The organism is Aquimarina sp. AWH4_224, from assembly GCF_056160245.1.
This window is the reverse complement of the sequence record NZ_JBSWWU010000009.1, coordinates 1-16,012: the sequence shown is the minus strand read 5'-3', so window position 1 is coordinate 16,012 and position 16,012 is coordinate 1. Positions and strand designations below refer to the sequence as shown.

The window sequence follows — 16,012 nt, the reverse complement described above, 5'->3', positions numbered from 1 at the left end:
AATCACTCAAATATAGCAGATTCTTATCAAACACCAATACGACGTTTTTTTTGACCTTACAATCTGGTAAACTTGATGGCCTAACAATTAAGGTTTATTTAATTGAAGCATAACCTTTAGCTACAAGAGTGAAAATACCTTTATGCCATTAAAAAAAGCATACTATGAACAGAAGAAAGTTTTTCGAAAAATCCCTTTTGGCCACGGGAGGTCTTATGTTGGCGCCAATATATGTAAGTTGTGATAATGACGATGATTTACCGATCACACCAATCCCAGATTTGGTAACCGATAATTTTTTTGAAGGTGTGGGTAGTTTTGATCCTACCAATACAAGTGTAATTATTTGGACCCGTTTTACCCCGGGTTCCAAAGCCCTTACAAAAACTTCACCAGTAGATGGAATTACATTGAATTGGCAGGTAGCCACCGACAATGCATTTGAGAATGTGGTAAGAAGCGGTGAGATTGGGACTTTTGAAGCAAATGATTATACGGTAGCTATAGATGTGCAGGATTTGCCATCCAATTCTAAATTTTACTACAGATTCTTCAATATTGATACCAAAACAGTTTCGGTTACCGGAGAGACGATTACTTTGCCAGGGGCCGGAGATGCCGTAAATAATATTAAGCTTGCAGTGTGTTCTTGTGCTAATTATGCCGCAGGGTTATTTAATGCCTATGGTGCTATGGCAAATTCTGATGTCGATGTGATAGTGCATTTGGGAGATTATATCTACGAATACGGAGAAGGAGAATATGGCACCAACGAGAATACAGTAGCACTGGATAGAGTACATGAACCTGCAAACGAAATTCTTAGTTTAGAAGATTATCGGGAGCGATACAGACAATATCGTAGCGATAAGCAATTGCAATTAGCTCATCAGAAAAAACCTTTCATTTGTGTTTGGGATGATCATGAGGTAACCAACGATGCTTACAAAGATGGAGCAGAAAACCACCAAGAGTCTGAAGGTTCATACGAAGTGAGGAAACAAACAGCTATTCAGGTGTATAGCGAGTTTCTTCCGGTAAGAACTACCGATCCTTCTAAAATCTATAGAACTTTTGATTTTGGAGCCATTCTTAGCCTTCATATGTTAGATACTCGAATTATAGGAAGAGATAAACAAATTTCATACAACGACTTCTTTGATTTCACCACAGGAGCATTAGATGGTGAAGCTTTCCAAACTGCTTTATTGAATCCGGGGAGAACACTATTAGGTGCAGACCAAAAGCAATGGTTGTCTGGCGCAATAAGTGCTAGTAGTGCTTCATGGCAAGTGTTTGGACAGCAAGTTTTGATGGGTAAAATGTTTATGCCAGCAGAATTACTGATTTTACTCGGTCAGGTGGTTGCAGAAATAGGAGCAGCTGGTACCCTTTCTGCAGAAACTGCTGCCAGATTCCAGGGGTCTTTAGCTCAACTCACCGAAATCAAAGGGAGATTATTGGCAGGAGATGTTACACTTACTACCGAAGAAATTACCAGAGTTAGAACTGTATTACCATACAACCTTGATGCCTGGGATGGGTATTTTACCGAAAGAGAGCAACTTTTTGAAATGTTAAACGGAAAGAAAATGGTTTGTTTGGCTGGAGACACCCATAATGCATGGCATAACGTGCTTAAAAACGCAGGAGGAGATGAAGTCGGGGTGGAGTTTGCTACATCATCGGTCACTTCGCCAGGGTTTGAAAGTTTTGCGGGTATAGAAAGTGATCAGGTAAGTGGTTTTGAATTTTCGCTTCAAACATTAATTGATGATTTGCAATATACAGATACCTCCAGGAGGGGATATCTCAAAGTGATATTTACTTCTGGTACGGCAGAAGCGCAATGGATGTTTATAGATACCATTGCTCAAGAAAATTATACAGAAACTGTAGGGAAAACAGTTTCGTATAGTTAGGATTTGTTTTTAAAAGGGGGAAAAGGAAGTGTTTTTATCATAGCACTTCCTTTTTTGTTACGGTTAAATTGCAAAAAATAAGCTGGTTATCTGTAAGTAGGAGCTTGTGTTTATCGACCCATTATAAAAAATATTATGGGAAAGAAATTAATACTAATAGGGTTACTCCTTGTCGGAGTGCTGGGAGTTAAAGCACAAGAACTAAATTATCCAGTTTCAAGCGGGATCAACCAATTACCAAACGGATGGCATAAATTTACCCATGCAGGAGCATATTATGATGTAGAAATTTCTCAAGGACATTTGGTGAAAGGAAATGTGGTATGGTTTGACAAAGCTACCTATTCTGGGAGTTTCGGGAGTAATAAAATTTCTGGAAAAGGCACGTATACATGGCCCAATGGAGATCGTTATGAAGGATCTTTCAAAAATAACCTGCGTCATGGAAAAGGAACCATGTATTGGTCAGACGGCACCAAGTATAGTGGAAAATGGAAAAATAATTCCAGAAATGGTAAAGGAAAATCGTATGACAGTGAAGGCAACCTTACACAAGAAGGTGTATGGGAAGCTGATGTTCTAGTTGCGAGTAAAAACTAAAATGGCTTTGGTACACTGTACCAAAGCCATCTCTTAAATTGTTTTATAAAAGGGGTTAATCAATTACAAAAGCTCGACAAGTAATCCTTCTTCGGTCTTGTCTACTTTAGCTAATTTGTTTTTGGTTAATCCCTTAATGGTTTTATCCCATTTTTTATTGCTTAATCCTGATTTTGACTTCAGTTCATTCAAATCAATAGGAGAAGTGCTTTTCAAAATAGATACCACTGCCTTTTCCTCTTCGGTAAGGGTTACGGCCTTTTTCTCTGGTCGCATTTGCGGGAAAAACAAGACTTCTTGTATTGATTGATTATTGGTAAGATACATAATCAGACGATCCATACCAATTCCCATTCCTGAGGTAGGAGGCATACCATATTCTAAAGCTCTTAAGAAATCATGATCAATAAACATAGCCTCGTCATCTCCTTTTTCACTTAGCTTTAATTGATCTTCAAAACGCTCTCGTTGATCGATAGGATCATTCAACTCAGAATATGCATTAGCAATCTCTTTTCCGCAGACCATTAATTCAAAACGTTCGGTAAGCTCTGGGTTATCTCGGTGCTCCTTACATAAAGGACTCATTTCTTTAGGGTAATCTGTGATAAAGGTCGGTTGGATATAATTGCCTTCACACTTTTCTCCAAAAATCTCGTCGATCAGCTTTCCTTTACCCATAGTATCGTCCACTTCTATCCCCATTTCTTTGGCTGCACCGCGAATCTCATCTTCAGTTTTGTCGGTAATATCAAAACCAGTAAAATGTTTGATAGCATCGGTCATGGTTACGCGGGCATAAGGCGCTTTAAAATCAATTTCATGATCTCCAAAAGTAACTTTGGTTGTGCCATTTACGGCAATTGCACAGAATTCTAATAACTGTTCACAAAAATCCATCATCCAGTTGTAATCTTTGTAAGCCACATAGATCTCCATAGCCGTGAACTCTGGGTTATGGGTACGATCCATTCCTTCGTTACGGAAATTTTTAGAAAACTCATAGACCCCGTCAAACCCTCCAACTATAAGTCTTTTTAAATATAACTCGTTGGCTATCCTCATATACAAAGGAATATCCAAAGAATTGTGATGCGTGACAAACGGACGTGCCGCAGCACCTCCCGGAATAGGTTGCAATATTGGGGTTTCTACTTCAAAATACCCTCGGTCATTGAAAAAGTCCCGCATGGCGTTAAAAAGCTTGGTTCTCTTTACGAAAACATCTTTTACTTGTGGGTTAACCACCAAATCCGCATAGCGTTGGCGATATCTCAGTTCAGGATCGTTAAACTCATCAAAAGTATTTCCGTCCTTATCTGTCTTAGGCAGTGGTAATGGTCGTAACGCCTTACTCAATAGCGTAAAATCTTTTACCATTACTGTTTTTTCACCAACTTTTGTGGTAAACAATTCCCCTTCTACACCTATGAAATCACCTATGTCAAGAAGTTTTTTGTAAACCTCATTGTACTGTGTTTTATCCTCACCAGTACAAATCTCATCTCTATTGAAATATACTTGCACTCGTCCATCGGCATCCTGTAATTCTGCAAAAGAAGCTTTTCCTTGTATACGTCTCGACATTAGTCGCCCTGCAATCACCACCTTTTTACCTTCGGTAAATTCCTGTTTGATCTTTTCTGAAGTGTGATCGGTTGGATACAAAGCAGCTGGATAAGGGTTGATTCCCAAATTACGCAGCGCATTTAATTTTTCTCGTCGTACAAGTTCTTGTTCTGATAATTGCATAATTCTGCCGTTTTAAGCTGGCAAAGATACGAACTATGTGGTAATCTGTCAATTTCGGGAAACCCAATTTTAAAGATTTCTGCTTTTCAAAATTTAAGGAATATTTCAAAACAAAAAATCCCGTCAACCGACGGGATTAAGATTCGTTTTTTGATGTCAAAATTAACGTCCAGATTTATGTTTTGGAGTAACCATGGCCTTAATTTTCAAGGTCTCTTTTCCTTTTTCGGTATTTGCTGTTATCGTAACCTGTTTGGTTTGCAGATTTGGCTTTCCGTTTGAGTTAAACGTAACCAAAAGTGTTCCCACGGCACCTGGTGCAATAGGTTCTTTTGGCCAATCACTCACCGTACATCCGCAACTTCCTTTGGCGCTAATAATAATAAGAGGAGCATTACCAGTATTAGTAAAGGTAAATGGATGTTTTACGATTTCTCCTTCGTTTATGGTTCCAAAATCATGACTTACCTTCGAAAATGTCATTACTGGCAAGTCTGCAATTTTTAAACTGTTGTTTGCGGCTATTTCCAGATTCTCGGCTTGTATTTTGTCGGTTGCTTTGTCTTTGCACGAAGTACTAAAAATTAGAAATAGTGCTAACATAGTAGGTAACATAAGTTTTTTCATCTTTTAATTTTTTGGATTAATACATAAATTGATCAAATACATTCTATAGAAATGAACATGTCAAAATTGCCGTTTTGTAAGGGGAAAAATGAAAAAACTGGGGTCGAAATCGGGACTAGACCCGGGGTGGAAATTTTGTTAACTACTGGTATATAGTGATTTAACTTCTTCTCTGGAGGTTACGTTTAATTTCTTGTAGAGGTTGTTAATGTGTGTTTTTACGGTACTAACACTTACAAATATGGTGTTTGCAATCTCTTTATTCGTTTTGTCTTGTAGGATGAGTTCCAGGATTTTTTGCTCTTGAGGCGTAAGATTTTGTTCTTTTAGAAGATGAGATACTGCTTTTTTCTTGCGATGATGATAAAGCTGAAACAAATTGAGCACTACCGAAAGAAGTAAAAGGATAGCAATAATGGGTAACCATGGTTTTTTTGCAGTGTGTTCCTCTGGGTTTGATAAAAATCTATCTGATGCTAATTCCATACGATATTGTTCTGTGTATCGGCTCTCTGGATATTGCTGTTGTAATCTATCCAGCAATTCGTCGTAATAGGCATTTTGCTTTAGATCCTCCAAATAGTACTTATGAAGTTCGTTGCTTTTATTGGATAAAAAGCTATACACATAAAGCTCTAATAATGGCTCGTTTTGTTCTTGTGCATATTCCTGTAAGGTCGTTAACCACTTTGCAGCATTTATTTTTTGACTGGTGGTGCTTCGATATTTTCCAAAAGCGTATTGCATCTCATGAATTAGCGAGTCAATTTTGATAAAGGCGTCACTTTTTTGATTGGTTGAGACCACTTTGCAGAACATTTCTTGATCAAAAGAAAAAGGCAGTGCTATTGTATCTGTATTTCTAGCAATAAATAGGATCTCTTTGCTCTTTGGACAAAAACCGTCAAAATGAACATTGTCCTCCTCGGCATCCGAGCAATTATGTGTTTGAATTTTATAGATATGATTCCCTTGGGGTAAATGGTCTCCTACAAAAATAAAAGTACCCAAAGAGTCAGGTTGTGTTTTTTGTATAATCTGCTCCGGATACACTCCGGATAATTTTCTGTAATCTTCAATAAGAGAAAGATAGACTGCTTCAGGCCAATTGTCTTTATCTACTTGTCCAGTAAATTGATATTGGGCAATTCCAAAAATAGGAAAGCATAAAAGAGCGATAAGAAGATATTTCTGAAATTTCATGGGTTGTTGTCAAAAACAAAACAGAAATATAGAGATTAATTTTATAACATTGTAACAGAATACGAAGTTGTACTACCAATAAGTATACATCAATCAAATTTTATTATTTTTTATGAGTTTTTGGAGGGTTTTATTAGCCATTTTTTTTCCACCTCTTTCTGTTCTTGATAAAGGGTGTGGTTCTGTAATAATTGTTTTACTGCTTACTATTTGCGGTTGGGTTCCTGGAGTAATTGCCGCATTAGTGATATTAAATAATCCTAATAAATAGTGCGATTTCTAAAGGATATTTTTGTTACTTTACTTAGTGTAAAACCAAAGAGTGAATTAAATGAAAAATCTAGTTAGAGGAATTTTAAGTGTCATCCTTTTGTTATGTGTGATAGGATGTAACTTTACCGAAGATCTTTACCTTAATGAAGATGGAAGTGGAAAAATGTCTATCAGTTTTGATGGCTCAGAACTGATGAAAATGGGTGGAGATAAAATATCAGAGGGCAAAGAAGAAATTATAGATTCCACTATTGTTTTTAAAGATTTTCTTGAGGAAAAGAAAGATAGTATCGCTCAATTACCTCAGGAAGAACAGGATAAACTAAAACGATTGGAAAACTTCAAGATGCATATGGTAATGAATTCGGTGGACCAGGAAATGAATTTTGATTTGTATTCAGAATTTAAAAATGTTTCTGAACTAGGTGATGTATTTAATGATTTTAAAACTGCTAGCTCCTTGAGTAATCAAAATAGGAGTGCCGCAAAAGGCCCAAATACTCCTTTGAACATGTCTTCATCAGAATCAGAAGCCTCTAGAGTAATGTATTCTTTTAAGAACAATAAATTCAAAAGGATTACTGAAATACTCGATAAGGAATTATTAAAACAAAGTTTGGATAGTTTGGAGCAAATGAAAATGTTTTTATCCAGCTCCAAGTATAAGCTGAACTATCATTTTCCGAAGAGAATTAAGAAAATATCTTCAGACAAGGCCTTGTTTAGTCAAGATGGTAAGAGTTTTATTCTCGAGGTGGATTTTATGGAATATATGGAAAATCCTAAAATTCTAGATATAGAAGTAGAACTAGAAGAGTAAAAACAAAGGTGACAGTCTTAGACACTTTTTTTAATGTTGTATCTTTGCAATAATGAATAAGAAGATACAACTGCAGGAGCTAGGCTACAAGGATTATAAAGAGACCTGGGACTATCAGGAAGAACTTTTCCGTGAGATTTTAGATATCAAAGTTAAAAATCGAAGAGAAGATGCAGGTTTGGAAACGCCTAATTATTTTCTGTTTGTAGAGCATCCACATGTGTATACGTTAGGAAAAAGTGGGGATATGAGTAATCTTCTGCTCAATGAATTGCAGCTGTCTCAAAAGGGTGCTACTTTCTACAAAATAAATAGAGGAGGAGATATTACGTATCATGGTCCAGGGCAAATCGTAGGATATCCTATTTTGGACCTGGATAATTTTTTTACTGATATTCATAAGTACCTTCGTTTTTTGGAAGAAATGGTTATCCTTACTCTTGCAGAATATGGAATCGTAGGAACAAGGAGTGAAGGTGAGACCGGTGTTTGGCTGGACGTAGGAACTCCATTTGCGCGTAAAATATGTGCTATGGGAGTACGAGCAAGCAGATGGGTGACCATGCATGGGTTTGCGTTCAATGTAAATGCGGATCTTGGCTATTTTGACAATATCATTCCTTGTGGTATCAAAGGGAAAGCGGTCACTTCACTAAACGTAGAATTAGGCAAGGAAAGCATTTCTGTAGAAGAAGTGAAAGAAAAACTACTGAAACATTTCAAAACCCTTTTTGAAGCGGAGTGGATCCAACAAAAAACCGAAGCTAACTAAGTCAACTTCGGTATACTATATTGTAAGTATTTTGATTTAATTAATCTGATAGATCAATATACTGTTATCTTCACCTTGTACAACAAATTCTAGATTTGGGTCTTTATCCATATTCCCCATACTGATTGCAGAGTTTCCATACACTGGGAAATTGGGTAGTAATTCTGCATTACTATCATACAAAAACACCTTTTTTGCTTGAGTGTCAGTAATCGTTACGTAAATTTTATTGTTGATATAGAATAATTGTGGTTTCGTATATACACCATATTCCAATTCTACCGTTCGCCCTTTTATAGAAAGTTTGTTTTCAGAAAAAGTGACTAGCGTCTTGTTGGTGGCCACCATTCCACTATTCTCACCTGTAAGTTTCAAGTTTTGAGTAACCGCACTACCATCTGTCAAGATTTGAATCAACTTTCCATCCTTGGTAGTAGAGGTAAATTTATCCTGATATTGATACCATGGATTCTGTGAGAAATCAACTTTATCCTTTACAGTTACCCTGGGTCTTCCTAATCGATCTAATATAGAAAGCGTTCCGTTTTTCTCTGCAAAGAGTAAATAATCTTTGGTGCCAATTCTAATGTGCTTCGGAGGGAGAATAATATCGGTTTCAGTGCCTTTAAAACCAAATCCGGTCACGATATCTCCTTCAGCATTAAACATTTTTACCTGATTCCCCTGGGTGATTACGATTCGGTATCGTTTACTTTTATCATAGTCGAATAAAGATAGCGGTTGCGTAATAGGGGTGTCAAACTTCTTTGGATACGGAGCAACATCATTTCCATCTCTGTCGACAAGATACAAAGTGTTGGCCGTATTGAAAAGAAGCTGATATCTTCCGTTTTTATAGATATCGATTTGTTGTATATCTCCCAAAATCTCCCCGTCGATTTGTTTTTTCCAGAATATGGATCCTTTGTCCGAAATCAGATATAGATTGTTGTCGATATCTTGTATGGTGGCGTCCATACCTTTACTACGGTGATTTTTTACCAGTACTGGGGTGTTTAGAATTTTATTTTCCAAGGTAGTCGAAGCTGCCTGAGAAACAGAGGTAGCAGAGCCTTTTGCTGCATTTTTCTGTAATATTCCATGGATATGGGCAAAATCATTTTCTTTGATAATTTGTAAAGCTCCTATCTCGTACCCTTTGTCTTTTACATCTTCTAATTCTTTTTGGTAATCCTCTTTGGCGTTTGCAGATACGTATTCTTTTATGTTTTTGACAGTGCTTACAGCAAGAATAGACGCTTCACTAGATAATCCATTAACAGCACTGCTGTAATACCCTTGCTGGTCCAGCAGTGTTTGATTTAGTACATTAGCAATAATATCTCGTAAAGCACTCATAGAACTACCGAAAACCACAAAATCGTCTTTTACAAAATAAAATTTACCTTCAAAGTCCTGGACTAATGGATGCAAAACCTGCGAAAAAATGGCGGCATCAGAGTAACGAAAAATGGAAATGTTTCTATAGGTATCCGCTTTTTCTCCATTTAATTCCTCTGCTGTTGAGGTGCCGTCAATAGCATTCAAAACCAAAACCTTTTCTTTTTCTAGAAAAATAAGACCAATCTCTGATATCCCTGCAAATACTTCATCTAATTGATTAGGGATATCCTCAACATCTCTGTCTTGAGCCCTGGATAAATTGTTTTTTAAGGTCAGGAAATCATCATAGGTATAGGAGATGAATCCTTTGGCTCCTGTAGGAGTAATTTTAGAAAGTTGGTTGGTCTGCGCAATAGTATTGTCAAAAATCCCAATGGTGCTGGATAAGGAATCTTTTTCGACAGCAATTCCATCAAATTTGATAGCATTTTGTTCGATCGTTGCATCAAGAGAAGTCCAGCCACTAAAATTACCCAGATCCTCTAGTGTGGTTTTTGGTAATAAAGAATTATGAAGGCTCTTAAGTTTTTTACCATTGATCAACACAGACAAATTATTGTCAGTACCAGATACATTATATACTTTTTCTAAATCACTGTCTATGGGTAATGGATTCGCTTGTATCCGAATAGCATTTTCGATCAATAATTGAGAAGAGGAAGCAATAAGGATGCTATCTTGTCTGGTGGCATAATAATTATCTCCTCCTGTAGTGATTTCATAGATTACATGCTCGTCGTAGTTTATGGTTTTAATATCTTTCTTATGGATGGAGTCCTGTTCAATGAGTTGAGGATCGAATTTAGAAACATAGGTGTATTCAAAATCATTTTTTCCTCTAGGTGAAAAACATAGTAAGCCTTCATTCTTATGGGTTTGATCCAAAATGGATAACTTTTTGAAATATTGAATAAAAGCTAATTGATTGTTGGTTTTGACAAAATGATTGTCTCTAAGCGAGCTTGATGATTTATCGAGGTTATTGATTTTAATAATTACCTGAGCATCTCTGGGGATATACTCGATTAAAGAATTTGATTTTTTTGGGGTGGTGTCACAAGAAATAGCAATAAAAATTAGTAGAATGCTAATTATTCTTTTCATCATATAAATTCGATTTGTATTCCTGATTTGATATGTCAACATTAAAAATTCAGCTTTAAGACCTCTTTAAAACGAGCAAATTTTGAATAAAACCATGGGTTTGTTAATCGCTTCAAAGATATAATTATTTAAAGATCAAGTGTTAATTGTTCTGGAAGTAATCTGAAACTTTTGCGATGGTATTTTGTGATTCCATATTTCCGAATTGCTTCTCTGTGTTCATTAGTAGGGTATCCCTTGTTTTTCTTCCAGTTATACATCGGGAACTCTTCGTGGATTTTCTCCATATATTCATCCCTATACGTTTTGGCTAATACTGAAGCCGCTGCAATATTTAAATATTTGCCGTCACCCTTTATAACGCAAGTATGTGGGATATTATGATAAGGTTTGAACTTATTTCCATCTACTGCAATATGTTCGGGCTGAGGGTTTAATTGCTCAATAGATCGTTGCATAGCAAGAATAGAAGCGTTTAGAATATTGATCTTATCGATTTCATCCATAAAAATATGTGTAACACCATAGGTAATACAACAGTCTTCTAATAGAGGTTTTAGAGATTTTCTTTTTGCCTCGCTAAGTTGTTTGGAGTCAGTTAGGATTTTATTTTTGAAATCATCTGGAAGAATGATGGCTGCAGCAGTAACTGGTCCCGCTAGGCAACCACGCCCTGCTTCATCTGTGCCGCATTCCAACAGATCAGTGTTTAATTTCAATGTAAGCATATTGCGAAGATACAGGATGTGTTCAATTTCGAAAAAACTATTTTTAAAAATTGAAAATAACAATCGTCTAAATCAGACAATGACTATCATTTACTTTCGTTAAAAAAGTATATTTTTGCCACAGTTCAAATACGCTAATGAGAAAAAACATAATATTAGTACTTTTATTAATCTATAGTGCTGCTCAGTGGGCTCAGCAAAGAAACCAGAATGAAACAGAAAATGGGCAGACCTTAGATGAGCGATCTATTCGCAATTCATCCAGTTCGTCCAAAGATAAAAAGCAAAAACCACCGATTACAGCTTATAAGATCATTTCTGTACAAAATGATACTACTTTTGTAGATACTACACTTACCTTGCAAAAAGATTATCAATTCAACTACCTCAGAAGAGACGATTTTGAACTATTGCCTATCAATAATGTTGGACAAACTTATAATAGCCTAGCAAAAAGAGAAGAAAGAGATCATTTGTTACCGTTATTTGGTGCAAGAGCCAGGCATTTTAATTTTATGGAGGCAGATGATATCAACTATTATCAAGTGCCTACGCCGCTTACCGAATTGTATTTTAAAACCACTTTTGAACAAGGGCAACAATTAGATGCGTTTTTTACGGTAAATACTTCACCGAGACTAAACTTATCTATCGCTTACAAAGGAGTAAGATCGTTAGGTAAATATCAACACGCCTTGACGAGTACAGGAAATTTCCGATCTACTTTAAGCTATATCACCAAAAACGAAAGATATCAAATAAAAACACATTTCGTTTCTCAGGATTTATTGAACGAAGAGAATGGTGGACTTTCTCCCGAGGGGATTGACCAATATTTGGCACAAGGGCAATTTGTAGGAGAGGAAGCAGAGTTTGCAGATCGAGCTTCAATAACCGTTAATTTTGAAAATGCAGAAAGTATCCTTTTAGGGAAACGGTTTTATCTCAATCACCAATTTGAAATACTCAAAAGAACCGATAGTAGCGGTACGGGATTAGCCATAGGACATATTATGGATCTTACCGATAAATCGTTCCAATTTGATCAGGCAGCTATTGCGCCCAGAAACATTTTTGGAGAAGCGTATCAGAGTGGAGCACTATCAGATAAGGTTGCACTTGAAGATTTTAGCAATCAGGTGTTCTTAGAATTTGATAATAAATGGTTAGGGAACCTCAGAGTGATCGGAGGAAGCTCTAATTATAATTATGGATATAATAGTATTCTTAGCCAGGTCGATTCCGAAGGGAATCAAATTAATATCACCAACAGAATAAAAGGAGATGTCTTTTCGGTAGGTGGACGGTATACCAATAACTATAAAGGTTTTGAGCTTTTTGCGGATGGAATGACCTTGGTATCTGGTGATTTTGACGGACATTATGTAAATGCTGGAGCTGGTTACCAATTAAACGAGAAGTATGGGTTACAAGCAAAAATCAGTTCCAATTCTGTGGCACCCAATTATAACTTCTTGTTATATCAAAACGATTATGTCAATTACAATTGGCAAAATGATTTCGAGAATACCGAAACACAAAAAATATCGCTTAACCTAAAAGCCAAAAACATCGCCAATATCGAGGCAAGTTACAGTACGATTAAGAATTTTACCTATTTCGCCAAAGATGCAGATTCGATTACGGTTCCTCTACAAACAGCGGACAATATTGATGTGCTAAAGGTAAAATTGACCAACGGCTTTAAGTTTGGTAAGATAGGGTTAGAGAATACTGTGATGTATCAGAGTGTACAGGGCGGAGATCAGATATATAACGTGCCAGAGATTATAACTCGTAATAGTTTGTTTTACGAAGACCATTGGTTTAAGAATAATGCGTTATTTCTACAAACTGGGATTACGTTCAAGTATTTCTCGGCCTATAATGGAGATGCATACGATCCTGTGTTGTCCGAATTTTATTCTCAAAACGATCAAGAGATCGGTGGTTTCCCTCAAATTGACCTCTTTTTTAATGCAAAAGTCCGGCAAACCCGAATTTTCTTTAAAGTAGAAAACTTTTCCGAAGCCTTTAGTCAAAATAATGAATTTTCTGCTCCTGGTTATGCTTATAGAGATGCTGTGATTCGATTTGGACTGGTGTGGAACTTCTTCTTATAATGTTTTAGGGCGCCCGGGCGGGCTTTCCGTTTCAATTCCGTTCTGCGTTTGGCAGATCCGGGATTTTCACTTCAATCCCTGGCGCAAATCTGGGATTAAGATGTATCTTTGGTATTCCTCACATTTTATTTAGATCAAGATACATGAGCATCATTAATAAAAGAAATATATCCGTTTTAGGCCCTACATCATTTACAGGAATCAAAGTAAAAGAACCTGCTGTGTATGCTGCCGGATTACCGGCGGTAAAAGTGGCTCTTCAACACGCTTTCAAAGAAATGGGAGTCACAAAGTCGTTTCAGGTACTTGGTAAAATGAATCAAAAAGATGGATTTGATTGCCCTGGTTGTGCCTGGCCTGATCCTGACAAACCTTCAAAATTAGGGGAGTATTGTGAAAATGGGGTGAAAGCCATTGCAGAAGAGGCAACCAATCAAAGGGTAGATCAACACTTTTTTGCAAAGCATTCTGTAGAAGAACTGTCACAGTGGTCAGACTATCAAATAGGTAAAAGTGGACGGTTGACAGATCCTATGGTGTTGCGACCTGATTCTATATATTATGAACCGATTACTTGGGAGGATGCATTTGCCTTAATTGCAGAAGAATTACAAGCCTTGGATCATCCAGATCAAGGGGTGTTTTATACTTCTGGGAGATCTAGTAACGAAGCAGCATTCTTATATGGACTTTTTGTAAGAGCTTTTGGAACCAATAATATGCCAGATTGCTCAAATATGTGTCACGAGTCTAGTGGTGTAGCATTAAAAGAAACTTTGGGGATTGGTAAAGGTTCGGTAAAGCTCGAAGATTTTGAAAAAGCTGAGGTGGTGATGGTAATTGGGCAAAATCCAGGAACGAATCACCCCAGAATGCTATCTGCATTACAAAAATGTAAAGAAAATGGAGGCAAAGTGATTAGTGTTAATCCTTTAGAAGAAGCAGGTTTAATACGGTTTAAAAACCCTCAGGAAATTAAAGGGGTTCTGGCATCGGGTACAGCTCTTACCGACATACATCTTCAGGTAAAAATAAATCAAGATGTTTCACTATTGAAATTGATGATTAAAAAACTGATAAGATTAGAGAAAGAACGAGGAGGGGTTGTTGATCATGAATTTATCAAAGCGTATACCCAAGGATATGAAGCATTAGTGAAGGATGTGGATATGTATTCTGATCAGGAGCTCTTGGAGCAATGCGGTGTTTCAGAAAAGATAATTGACCAAGCGGTTGATCTGCTAGCGCACAAAAAGAGAATTATTATTTGCTGGGCGATGGGGCTCACTCAACATAAAAATGGAGTAGAGAATATTAAAGAATGTGTGAATTTGCTGTTGCTGAAAGGAAGTTTGGGTAAACCTGGAGCAGGAACTTGTCCGGTAAGGGGTCATAGTAATGTGCAAGGGGATCGTAGCGTTGGGATTATGCATCATGTATCACCAGCGCTCAATGAGGCTATTGAAAATACCTTTGGGTTTACGCCTCCAGACAAGGAAGGATTGGATACGGTGCATGCCATAGAAGCTATGAATACAGGGAAAGCTAAAGTTTTCATTGCACTGGGAGGTAATTTTTTGTCTGCAGCTTCTGATACTGAATATACGGCCCAAGCTTTATTTAATTGTAATCTAACAGTGAATATAAGCACCAAATTAAACAGAACGCATTTGGTGGCAGGAAAAACCGCATTGATTTTGCCGACTTTAGGTAGGTCAGAACAAGATATAAAAGAAGGTCGACCAAGATTTTTTACAGTAGAAAATAGTATGGGGAAAGTGCATCGATCAAAAGGGATGTTGCCTCCTGCTTCTGTTAATCTTAAAAGTGAGCCTGAGATTATCGGTGGAATTGCAGAAGCGTACTTCAAAAAAGATCATGTTGTCGATTGGGGAGGATTGTCCACCGATTACGAGCTAATAAGAGAGAAAATAGAAAAAGTGGTCAACGGGTTTCAAGAACTTAATGACCGTTCAAAAGGGGTTGGTTTTTATCTTCCTAATAATGTAAGAGATTTGGATTTTAGTAGACTGCCCAATAAAAGAGCCCAATTTAGTATATGCAGTTTGCCGGATCATCAAATAAAAGAAGATGAGTTTTTGTTAATGACGATTCGATCTCATGATCAGTTTAATACTACTATATATGGATTAGATGATCGGTATAGAGGGATATATAACGAGAGAAGAGTAGTGTTTATGAATGAACAAGACATGCAGGAGCATGCATTGCAAAAATTTGATGTTGTTCATTTGATAAGTCAATATGATGGAGTAGAACGAAAAGCAATTAACTTTTTAGCGATTCCCTATAATATTCCAAAAGGTAATTTAGGCGCATATTTCCCTGAGACAAATGTTTTGGTCCCTTATAATCATTTTGCAGACAAGAGTAATACACCTATTAGTAAATCCATTGTTGTGAAAATTGTGAGGGCATAAATTTTTTTTTCTAGCTGTAAGTAATGGTGTATTAGTGTGTTGAGTTTTTGGATTAAAAAAAGATTAAAAAAACTTTAAAAAAGTCTTGTTGATAATTAAAAAGGCTGTATGTTTGCAGCCGCTAAACGGGGAAGAGATTTGAGGAGATGAGTGGTTTAGTAATGTTCATTGACAGCTTCGGAAAAACTTTTTAAAAATATTTCAAAAAAGTTTTGGTGGATAAAAAAGGGGTTGTATATTTGC

12 protein-coding genes are annotated in these 16,012 nt (G+C 36.7%); 7 read left to right on the top strand and 5 right to left on the bottom strand.

Translation table 11 applies throughout. The features are described from left to right. The first annotated feature begins 164 nt into the window (after positions 1–164). Both ACXAGJ_RS17495 and ACXAGJ_RS17490 read left to right on the top strand, forming a co-directional pair. Positions 165–1,922: an alkaline phosphatase D family protein gene (locus tag ACXAGJ_RS17495; RefSeq protein ID WP_474841488.1), complete on the top strand. Its 1,758-nt coding sequence runs from the start codon at positions 165–167 to the stop codon at positions 1,920–1,922. A gap of 135 nt (positions 1,923–2,057) precedes the next feature. Further along, the gene (locus ACXAGJ_RS17490; RefSeq protein WP_474841486.1) at positions 2,058–2,522 is read left to right on the top strand and encodes an MORN repeat-containing protein; all 465 of its coding nucleotides are present in this window, start codon (positions 2,058–2,060) and stop codon (positions 2,520–2,522) included. A gap of 63 nt (positions 2,523–2,585) precedes the next feature. On the opposite strand, the gene lysS is transcribed toward ACXAGJ_RS17490, so the two are convergent. The 3 genes from lysS to ACXAGJ_RS17475 form a co-directional block, all read right to left on the bottom strand. Continuing rightward, positions 2,586–4,274, bottom strand: a complete 1,689-nt coding sequence (gene lysS, locus ACXAGJ_RS17485) for a lysine--tRNA ligase (RefSeq protein WP_474841484.1) — start codon at positions 4,272–4,274, stop codon at positions 2,586–2,588. 162 nt (positions 4,275–4,436) lie between these two features. Continuing rightward, on the bottom strand, positions 4,437–4,901 hold the full coding sequence (locus ACXAGJ_RS17480) for a DUF1573 domain-containing protein (RefSeq protein WP_474841482.1): 465 nt from the start codon (positions 4,899–4,901) through the stop codon (positions 4,437–4,439). Between the two features lie 138 nt (positions 4,902–5,039). Beyond that, positions 5,040–6,104: a LuxR C-terminal-related transcriptional regulator gene (locus ACXAGJ_RS17475; RefSeq protein WP_474841480.1), complete on the bottom strand. Its 1,065-nt coding sequence runs from the start codon at positions 6,102–6,104 to the stop codon at positions 5,040–5,042. Positions 6,105–6,216: 112 nt separating this feature from the next. Here ACXAGJ_RS17475 and ACXAGJ_RS17470 point away from each other — a divergent pair, with 112 nt between their 5' ends. Genes ACXAGJ_RS17470 through lipB form a run of 3 tightly spaced genes read left to right on the top strand, consistent with a single transcriptional unit; the run spans position 6,217 to position 7,969 of the window. Then, positions 6,217–6,375: a YqaE/Pmp3 family membrane protein gene (locus ACXAGJ_RS17470; protein ID WP_474841478.1), complete on the top strand. Its 159-nt coding sequence runs from the start codon at positions 6,217–6,219 to the stop codon at positions 6,373–6,375. A gap of 60 nt (positions 6,376–6,435) precedes the next feature. Continuing rightward, on the top strand, positions 6,436–7,197 hold the full coding sequence (locus ACXAGJ_RS17465) for a hypothetical protein (RefSeq protein ID WP_474841476.1): 762 nt from the start codon (positions 6,436–6,438) through the stop codon (positions 7,195–7,197). A 52-nt stretch (positions 7,198–7,249) separates the two neighbouring features. Next, positions 7,250–7,969 (top strand): lipoyl(octanoyl) transferase LipB, encoded by a 720-nt coding sequence (gene lipB, locus ACXAGJ_RS17460; protein WP_474841474.1) that lies wholly within the window; start codon positions 7,250–7,252, stop codon positions 7,967–7,969. A gap of 36 nt (positions 7,970–8,005) precedes the next feature. On the opposite strand, the gene ACXAGJ_RS17455 is transcribed toward lipB, so the two are convergent. Together ACXAGJ_RS17455 and ACXAGJ_RS17450 are read right to left on the bottom strand one after the other, a co-directional pair. Next, complete coding sequence (locus ACXAGJ_RS17455) at positions 8,006–10,480, bottom strand: hypothetical protein (RefSeq protein ID WP_474841472.1); 2,475 nt, start codon at positions 10,478–10,480, stop codon at positions 8,006–8,008. A gap of 125 nt (positions 10,481–10,605) precedes the next feature. Further along, complete coding sequence (locus ACXAGJ_RS17450; protein WP_474841470.1) at positions 10,606–11,205, bottom strand: ribonuclease HII; 600 nt, start codon at positions 11,203–11,205, stop codon at positions 10,606–10,608. A gap of 137 nt (positions 11,206–11,342) precedes the next feature. Between ACXAGJ_RS17450 and ACXAGJ_RS17445 the strand changes: the two genes are divergently transcribed. Both ACXAGJ_RS17445 and ACXAGJ_RS17440 read left to right on the top strand, forming a co-directional pair. Further along, positions 11,343–13,328 (top strand): putative porin, encoded by a 1,986-nt coding sequence (locus tag ACXAGJ_RS17445; protein ID WP_474841468.1) that lies wholly within the window; start codon positions 11,343–11,345, stop codon positions 13,326–13,328. Between the two features lie 143 nt (positions 13,329–13,471). Then, positions 13,472–15,769, top strand: a complete 2,298-nt coding sequence (locus ACXAGJ_RS17440) for an FdhF/YdeP family oxidoreductase (RefSeq protein ID WP_474841466.1) — start codon at positions 13,472–13,474, stop codon at positions 15,767–15,769. The last annotated feature ends 243 nt before the right edge of the window (positions 15,770–16,012 follow it).